Source organism: Streptomyces alanosinicus (genome assembly GCF_014650595.1).
GTDB lineage: Bacteria > Actinomycetota > Actinomycetes > Streptomycetales > Streptomycetaceae > Streptomyces > Streptomyces alanosinicus.
This window is the reverse complement of record NZ_BMVG01000175.1, coordinates 1-532: the sequence shown is the minus strand read 5'-3', so window position 1 is coordinate 532 and position 532 is coordinate 1. Positions and strand designations below refer to the sequence as shown.

General features: G+C 66.2%; 1 protein-coding gene. It reads left to right on the top strand.

Annotated features, from left to right (window positions below; genetic code table 11):
- Positions 1-55 precede the first annotated feature (55 nt).
- Positions 56-532 (top strand): potassium-transporting ATPase subunit C (locus IE277_RS46860; protein ID WP_189960250.1); only part of this gene is annotated, 477 nt, incomplete at its 3' end.

Genomic DNA, 532 nt, shown 5'->3' with positions numbered 1-532 from the left:
GCATCAAGATCATCGACCTGCTCATCTCCCTCATCCCCGGAATCGGCTGATCGCCATGAACAACTCCGTAACGAACACCTTCCGGTTGCTCGGGGCGGGCCTCAGGGCCCTGCTCGTGCTGACCCTGGTGACGGGCGTCGTCTACCCGCTGGTCGTCACCGGGATCGCCCAGGCGGCGTTCCACGACAAGGCGAACGGCTCGGAGACCAAGGCGGACGGCAAGGTCGTCGGCTCCTCCCTGATCGGGCAGTCGTACAACCTGCCGCTGAAGAAGGGCCAGGACACCCCCGACCCGGACCTGAAGTGGTTCCAGGGCCGCCCGCAGAACGGCCTCGGCGCCAACAGCGTCAACACGCGGTACAAGCTGATCCTTTCCGGCGCCACCAACCTCTCCGCCGACAGCAAGGTGCTGATCAAGCAGGTGGGCGACGCCAAGGCGGCCGTGATCAAGGACAACTCCGTCGCCGGTTACACGGTGAAGCCGTCCGACGTGCCCGCCGACGCCGTCACCTCCTCCGGTTCCGGACTGGAC